The 6745-nt window shown below is 69.1% G+C and carries 7 protein-coding genes; 5 read left to right on the forward strand and 2 right to left on the reverse strand.

All coding sequences use genetic code 11. The features are described from left to right. Positions 1–4: 4 nt before the first annotated feature. Positions 5–757, forward strand: coding sequence for a 4-hydroxy-tetrahydrodipicolinate reductase (gene dapB / locus JXZ78_RS36605; protein WP_030023051.1), 753 nt, complete (start codon positions 5–7; stop codon positions 755–757). 15 nt (positions 758–772) lie between these two features. After that, complete coding sequence (locus JXZ78_RS36610; RefSeq protein ID WP_030023052.1) at positions 773–1225, forward strand: tetratricopeptide repeat protein; 453 nt, start codon at positions 773–775, stop codon at positions 1223–1225. A 139-nt stretch (positions 1226–1364) separates the two neighbouring features. On the opposite strand, the gene JXZ78_RS36615 is transcribed toward JXZ78_RS36610, so the two are convergent. Then, entirely contained in the window at positions 1365–1922 is a 558-nt protein-coding gene (locus JXZ78_RS36615; protein ID WP_030023053.1) for an SCO5741 family PH domain-containing membrane protein, read from the reverse strand. Positions 1923–2047: 125 nt separating this feature from the next. Beyond that, positions 2048–2287, reverse strand: a complete 240-nt coding sequence (locus JXZ78_RS36620; RefSeq protein WP_030023054.1) for a hypothetical protein — start codon at positions 2285–2287, stop codon at positions 2048–2050. Between the two features lie 234 nt (positions 2288–2521). Between JXZ78_RS36620 and thyX the strand changes: the two genes are divergently transcribed. The 3 genes from thyX (at position 2522) to JXZ78_RS36635 (ending at position 6215) form a co-directional block, all read left to right on the forward strand. Further along, the gene (gene thyX / locus JXZ78_RS36625) at positions 2522–3280 is read left to right on the forward strand and encodes an FAD-dependent thymidylate synthase (protein ID WP_030023055.1); all 759 of its coding nucleotides are present in this window, start codon (positions 2522–2524) and stop codon (positions 3278–3280) included. 236 nt (positions 3281–3516) lie between these two features. Continuing rightward, complete coding sequence (dapA, locus tag JXZ78_RS36630; RefSeq protein ID WP_030023056.1) at positions 3517–4416, forward strand: 4-hydroxy-tetrahydrodipicolinate synthase; 900 nt, start codon at positions 3517–3519, stop codon at positions 4414–4416. Between the two features lie 113 nt (positions 4417–4529). Continuing rightward, the gene (locus tag JXZ78_RS36635; RefSeq protein ID WP_030023057.1) at positions 4530–6215 is read left to right on the forward strand and encodes a ribonuclease J; all 1686 of its coding nucleotides are present in this window, start codon (positions 4530–4532) and stop codon (positions 6213–6215) included. Positions 6216–6745: the final 530 nt, after the last annotated feature.

Below are 6745 nucleotides of genomic sequence, written 5' to 3' on the forward strand. Positions count from 1 at the left end.
AACGATGAGCAAGCTGCGCGTGGCGGTCATCGGCGCCAAGGGCCGCATCGGCTCCGAGGCCGTACGGGCCGTCGAGGCCGCCGAGGACATGGAACTGGTCGCGGCCCTGGGCCGGGGCGACGAGCTGGAGACGCTGACCGAGGCCGGAGCCCAGGTCGCGGTCGAGCTGACGCACCCCGACGCCGTCATGGCGAACCTGGAGTTCTGCGTCCGCAACGGCATCCACGGCGTCGTCGGCACCACCGGCTGGACCGACGAGCGCCTCGCGCAGCTGCGCACCTGGCTGGAGGCGTCGCCCCGTACGGGCGTGCTCATCGCCCCGAACTTCTCCATCGGCGCGGTGCTGACCATGCGGTTCGCGCAGCAGGCGGCCCGGTTCTTCGAGTCGGCCGAGGTCATCGAGCTGCACCACCCGAACAAGGCGGACGCCCCCTCGGGCACCGCGGCCCGCACGGCCAAGCTGATCGCCGAGGCCCGCGCCGCCGCTGACTGCCCGCCGCAGCCGGACGCCACCAGCAGCGCGCTGGACGGCGCCCGCGGCGCGGACGTGGACGGCATCCCCGTCCACTCCGTACGGCTGCGCGGCCTCCTGGCCCACCAGGAAGTGCTGCTCGGCGGGGTGGGGGAGACCCTCACCATCCGCCACGACTCGCTCCACCACAGCAGCTTCATGCCGGGCATCCTGCTCGGCGCGCGCCGCGTGGTGGCCACTCCCGGCCTGACCATGGGCCTGGAGAACTTCCTCGACCTGGACTGACGGGCAGAACCGACCGTGCGTGCAAAGATCACTTACTGCGTCCTCGCGGCGATCCTGGTCGTCTACTTCGTCCTCGTCGGCAGCCGCGGCCTCCTGCTCATCGAGCAGGGCACCGTGCTGACCGTCGCGTTCGGCGTCGCCGTCCTGATCCTGCCGTTCATCGGACTGTGGTTCCTCTGGCACACCACCCAGTTCGCCCGCAAGGCCGGCCGCCTCGCGCGCGAGCTGGAGGCCGAGGGCGGGCTGCCGGTCGACGAGCTGAAGCGCACCCCGGGCGGCCGTATCGACCGGGACTCCGCCGACGAGGTCTTCGACCGGCGGCGTGCCGAGACCGAACAGGCGCCGGACGACTGGCGGGCCTGGTTCCGGCTGGCGGTCGCCTACCACGACGCCCGGGACACCCCGCGGGCCCGTAAGGCGATGCAGAGGGCCATCGCCCTGCACGAGGGCAAGCCCGTACGGGTTTGAACGACGCGGGGGCCCGTACGGGCCTCAACGACGCGGTGCCCGTACGGCCTGAGCCGTACGGGCACCGTTGCCCACCGGGGCCGGTTCCGACCAGGAGCCGGCCCCGGCCCGCTGCTACCGGCGGTACTTCCCGGCATGGCTACCGGCAGTACTCCGCCGCCCACGCCTCCAGCACGTCCGCGGCCAGCTCGAACGCCTCGGGGCGCGCCAGGAAGTCCCCGTTGTGGTCCGTGACGAGCGTTCGCAGCGTGGCGCCGCCCTGCCGCTCGACGACCAGCGCCTGGCCCTGGACCGTCCGCGGCAGACCCAGCCAGCGCACCGGCCGCTGGGTGGTGCGGACGGCCGCGACCTCGCTCCAGCGCAGCGTCGTCGTCCGCAGCAGCTCCACCTGTCGCAGGCCGTGGGCGCTCACCCACACCCCCACCCGCAAAAAACGCAGCGCGAGGGCGATGATCAGCACCGCGACACCGGCGCAGACGGCGGCGGCGGGCAGCGTCCCCGTGGCCACGATGATCACGGCGGACAGCAGGACGAACGAGGCCAGCAGCAGAAGGACGGCGGCCGCCCCCACACGCCCGGGGCCCGGGCGGTAGGGACGGCGCCAGCGGTCCGGCCCTGCATGGGGCAGCGGTGCTTCGACCGCCTGACCGGCCTGGTCGTCGAGATCACGGTCGGCCGTCAGGAAGGTCAGGGGCACGGCGGATCCTCACTCCAGGCACGCAGATGAAGGCTGTGACCGGTGAGGTTATCGAGACTTACGTGCCGGAACCACTCCGTGCCGGGCGGCACGCGCGACGACTGCGCGCGGACCGCCCGGCCGGATCAGCGGCCGTGCGCCGCCTCGGACTGGTGCGTGCCGACACCGCCGGTCTCCTGCTGGAGCGCGGGAACGCCGAGCAGCAGGGCGCCGGCGAGACCGCCGACGACCGTCAGGCCGATCAGGGACCGGCCCGCGAGCTGGGCACGACTGACGCGTTCTCGGGGCGGGGGCGCGACATTGCTGCGGAACCGGTCGGCCTCGGCGACGAAGGCGAACGGCACTGGCTCTCGCCGGCGGAACATGAGCGGGCTCTCCTTGGAACCTCGAAGTGGGCACTGTCACAGGGTTAGACGACTGTCGCGCCCGTTTGGTGCCCGTTTTCTGCAAGTTCTGTGAAAAATATCAACCACAGGACGAGCCGGGCGAGACAGAGTCCGATTTTGTACGGTACGCGGCTTCCTGTCGTATTTCCGGGACTGTCGGTGGCGGGCCGTAGGCTGGGGCGCGCCACGTGGAATGAACGGAAGGAACCGTCGGTGTCCCCTACCCCCGCCGAGAGCGTCGAAAGCTCCGAAGGCACAGCCCCCAGCTTCCGCAGTGAAGTGACGGTCGAGCTGGTCAAGCACAGCGCCGCGGACAGTGACGTGCTGTGGGCGGCCCGTGTCTCCACCGCCGGCGAGCAGTCGCTGGAGGAGCTGCAGAAGGACCCGGAGCGCTCCAAGGGCCTGATCAACTACCTGATGCGGGACCGCCACGGCAGCCCCTTCGAGCACAACTCGATGACCTTCTTCATCAGCGCGCCGATCTTCGTCTTCCGCGAGTTCATGCGGCACCGCGTCGGCTGGTCCTACAACGAGGAGTCCGGCCGCTACCGTCAGCTCGAACCGGTCTTCTACGTGCCCGGCGCCTCCCGCAAGCTGGTCCAGCAGGGCCGCCCCGGCAAGTATGAGTTCGTCGAGGGCACCCCCGAGCAGCACACGCTCGCCGGCAAGGTCATGGAGGACTCCTACCGGCAGGCGTACGAGGCGTACCAGGAGATGCTGGCCGCCGGTGTCGCCCGCGAGGTGGCCCGCGCGGTCCTGCCGGTCGGCCTGTTCTCCTCGATGTACGCGACCTGCAACGCCCGTTCGCTGATGCACTTCCTCGGCCTGCGTACGCAGCACGAGCTCGCGGCCGTGCCGTCCTTCCCGCAGCGCGAGATCGAGATGGTCGGCGAGCAGATGGAGGCCCACTGGGCCCGCCTGATGCCCCTCACCCACGCCGCCTTCAACGCCAACGGCCGTATCGCTCCGTAACGCCCCGTTCCCGTGGACGACCCGCCGGACCGCTGTGCGGACCGGCCGTCGCCCTCCGGGGCCGTACCGGACCGCACAGACGTGCCCGGTGTCCGTATTGCGGCATTTTGAGAAGTTCATCTACGCTGAAGAAACGGACCCGGCACTGCTTGAACCCCCGAGCAAGCAGTGCCGGAGTCCACATCCCGGCTCCCCAGGGGCGCGACCCGAGGTGAGCTACGAGTAGCGTGGTGCCCATGGCTCCGACTTCCACACCGCAGACCCCCTTCGGGCGGGTGCTGACCGCCATGGTCACGCCGTTCACGGCGGATGGCGCTCTCGACCTCGACGGTGCGCAGCAGCTCGCCGCGCACCTGGTGGACTCCGGCAACGACGGTCTCATCGTCAACGGCACCACCGGTGAGTCACCGACCACCAGCGATGCGGAGAAAGCCCAGCTGGTCCGGGCCGTGGTGGATGCGGTCGGAGACCGGGCCTTCGTCGTCGCCGGAGCCGGCACCAACGACACGGACCACAGCCTGCAGCTGGCCCGCGCCGCGCGCGACGCCGGAGCCCACGGCCTGCTCGCTGTCACGCCGTACTACAGCAAGCCCCCGCAGGAAGGTCTCTTCCGGCATTTCACCGCCATCGCGGACGCCACCGACCTGCCGGTGATGCTCTACGACATTCCCGGCCGCAGCGGTGTGCCGATCAACACCGAGACCATGGTGCGGCTCGCCGAGCACCCGCGGATCGTCGCCAACAAGGACGCCAAGGGCGACCTCGGCCGCGCCAGCTGGGCCATCGCCCGCTCGAACCTCGCGTGGTACAGCGGCGACGACATGCTCAACCTTCCGCTGCTGTCCGTCGGCGCCGTCGGCTTCGTCTCGGTCGTCGGCCACGTCGTCACGCCCGAGCTGCGCGCCCTGCTCGACGCCCACCTGCACGGTGACGTCACCAAGGCCACCGAGATCCACCAGAAGCTGCTGCCCGTCTTCACCGGCATGTTCCGCACCCAGGGCGTCATCACGACCAAGGCCGCGCTCGGGCTCCAGGGCCTGCCCGCCGGGCCGCTGCGCCTGCCGCTGGTGGAACTGTCCGCGGACGAGACCGAACAGCTCAAGCGCGATCTCGCCGCCGGCGGGGTACAGCTGTAACCACAGACTTCACAACTGAACACGGAAAACAACCGCCAAACCGCAAGTGCACGAATGTCATGCGCGCCACGTGTGCCTCACGGCGACGTGGCGTGTGTGGTGAGGAGAGTCTTTTGAGTCATCCGCATCCCGAGCTCGGCGCGCCGCCGAAGCTCCCGAAGGGCGGCCTGCGCGTCACCCCCCTCGGCGGCCTGGGTGAGATCGGCCGCAACATGACGGTCTTCGAATACGGCGGCCGGCTCCTGATCGTCGACTGCGGAGTGCTTTTCCCGGAGGAGGAGCAGCCCGGAATCGACCTGATCCTGCCGGACTTCTCGTCCATCAGGGACCGCCTCGACGACATCGACGGCATCGTGCTCACGCACGGCCACGAGGACCACATCGGCGGTGTCCCCTACCTCCTGCGCGAGAAGCCGGACATTCCGCTGATCGGCTCCAAGCTGACCCTCGCCCTGATCGAGGCGAAGCTCCAGGAGCACCGCATCCGGCCGTACACGCTGGAGGTCGCGGAAGGCGACACGGAGGGCATCGGCCCCTTCGACTGCGAGTTCGTCGCGGTCAACCACTCCATCCCGGACGCCCTCGCGGTCGCCATCCGCACCCCCGCGGGCATGGTCGTGCACACCGGCGACTTCAAGATGGACCAGCTTCCCCTGGACCGCCGCCTGACCGACCTCCCGAAGTTCGCCAAGCTGGGCGAGGAGGGCATCGACCTCCTGCTGTCCGACTCCACGAACGCCGAGGTCCCGGGCTTCGTCCCGCCCGAGCGCGACATCTCCAACGTGCTGCGCACGGTCTTCGCGGGCGCCCAGAAGCGCATCATCGTGGCCAGCTTCGCGAGCCATGTGCACCGCATCCAGCAGATCCTGGACGCGGCACACGAGTACGGCCGCCGGGTCGCCTTCGTGGGCCGCTCGATGGTCCGCAACATGGGCATCGCCCGTGAACTGGGCTATCTGAAGGTCCCGGCCGGGCTGGTCGTCGACGTCAAGACCCTCGACGACCTGCCGGACGACGAGGTCGTGCTGGTCTGCACGGGTTCCCAGGGCGAGCCGATGGCGGCCCTGTCCCGGATGGCCAACCGCGACCACCAGATCCGCATCGTCCCGGGCGACACGGTGATCCTCGCGTCGTCGCTGATCCCGGGCAACGAGAACGCGGTCTACCGCGTCATCAACGGCCTGACCCGCTGGGGCGCCAACGTCGTCCACAAGGGCAACGCCAAGGTGCACGTCTCGGGCCACGCCTCGGCCGGCGAGCTGTTGTACTTCTACAACATCTGCAAGCCGAAGAACCTGATGCCGGTGCACGGCGAGTGGCGCCACCTGCGGGCCAACGCCGAGCTCGGCGCACTGACCGGCGTGCCCAAGGACCGGATCGTCATCGCCGAGGACGGCGTGGTCGTCGACCTGGTCAAGGGCGTCGCCAAGATCGTCGGCAAGGTCCAGGCGGGGTACGTGTACGTGGACGGCCTCTCGGTCGGCGACGTCACCGAGTCCTCCCTGAAGGACCGCCGCATCCTCGGCGACGAGGGCATCATCTCGGTGTTCCTGGTCGTGGACTCCAGCACCGGCAAGATCGTCGGGGGTCCGCACATCCAGGCCCGCGGCTCGGGCATCGACGACGCGGACTTCGCCGCGGTGATGCCCAAGATCCACGAGATCCTCGCCAAGGCCGCCCAGGACGGCGTCGCGGAGCCGCACCAGCTCCAGCAGCTGGTCCGCCGGGCCATCGGCAAGTGGGTCTCCGACAACTTCCGCCGGCGCCCGATGATCCTTCCGGTGGTCGTCGAGGTCTGACCCCTCAGGGGCCGCCTGCACAGGTAGGGGAGCGGGGCAACCGGATTTGCATCCGGGCGCCCCGCTCCAGTACGTTTACGGCTCCGCCTGAAGGGGAACCCAGTACGCCTGCGCGTCCGGAGGACCTCCCTGCCGGGGCGGAAATCCGGCCCAGAGAAATCTGATAGCGTCGGAACAGCCGAAAGGCAAACCACTCCGACAAATATCGGAAACGAATTCAGCCCGGAAATGGACTGCGAATCGGATCTGCTAGAGTCGGAAAGACCGAAAAGCGAAAGCCGGACGGTCACCCCGCTCCAACAGGGGCCGGAAACGGAAAGCGGAAACGCCGAACGGATCTGGTAAGGTTGGAACCGCGAAGAAGCCGAAAGGCCGAAACGCACCGGCGAAAATCAGGACCGCAAGGATCTGATAGAGTCGGAAACGCAAGACCGAAGGGAAGCGCCCGGAGAGCCTGGTGAAACAGGCACAAAGGAAGCGTCCGTTCCTTGAGAACTCAACAGCGTGCCAAAAGTCAACGCCAGATATGT

It is taken from the genome of Streptomyces monomycini, assembly GCF_022271435.1.
In the GTDB taxonomy this organism is placed as follows: Bacteria; Actinomycetota; Actinomycetes; order Streptomycetales; family Streptomycetaceae; genus Streptomyces; species Streptomyces monomycini.

Bases quoted from the DNA above. Each gene is read 5' to 3' on its own strand.
- dapB (WP_030023051.1), top strand. From the start codon at position 5: ATGAGCAAGCTGCGCGTGGCGGTCATCGGCGCCAAGGGCCGCATCGGC.
- dapA (WP_030023056.1), top strand. From the start codon at position 3,517: ATGGCTCCGACTTCCACACCGCAGACCCCCTTCGGGCGGGTGCTGACC.
- JXZ78_RS36620 (WP_030023054.1), bottom strand. From the start codon at position 2,287: ATGTTCCGCCGGCGAGAGCCAGTGCCGTTCGCCTTCGTCGCCGAGGCC.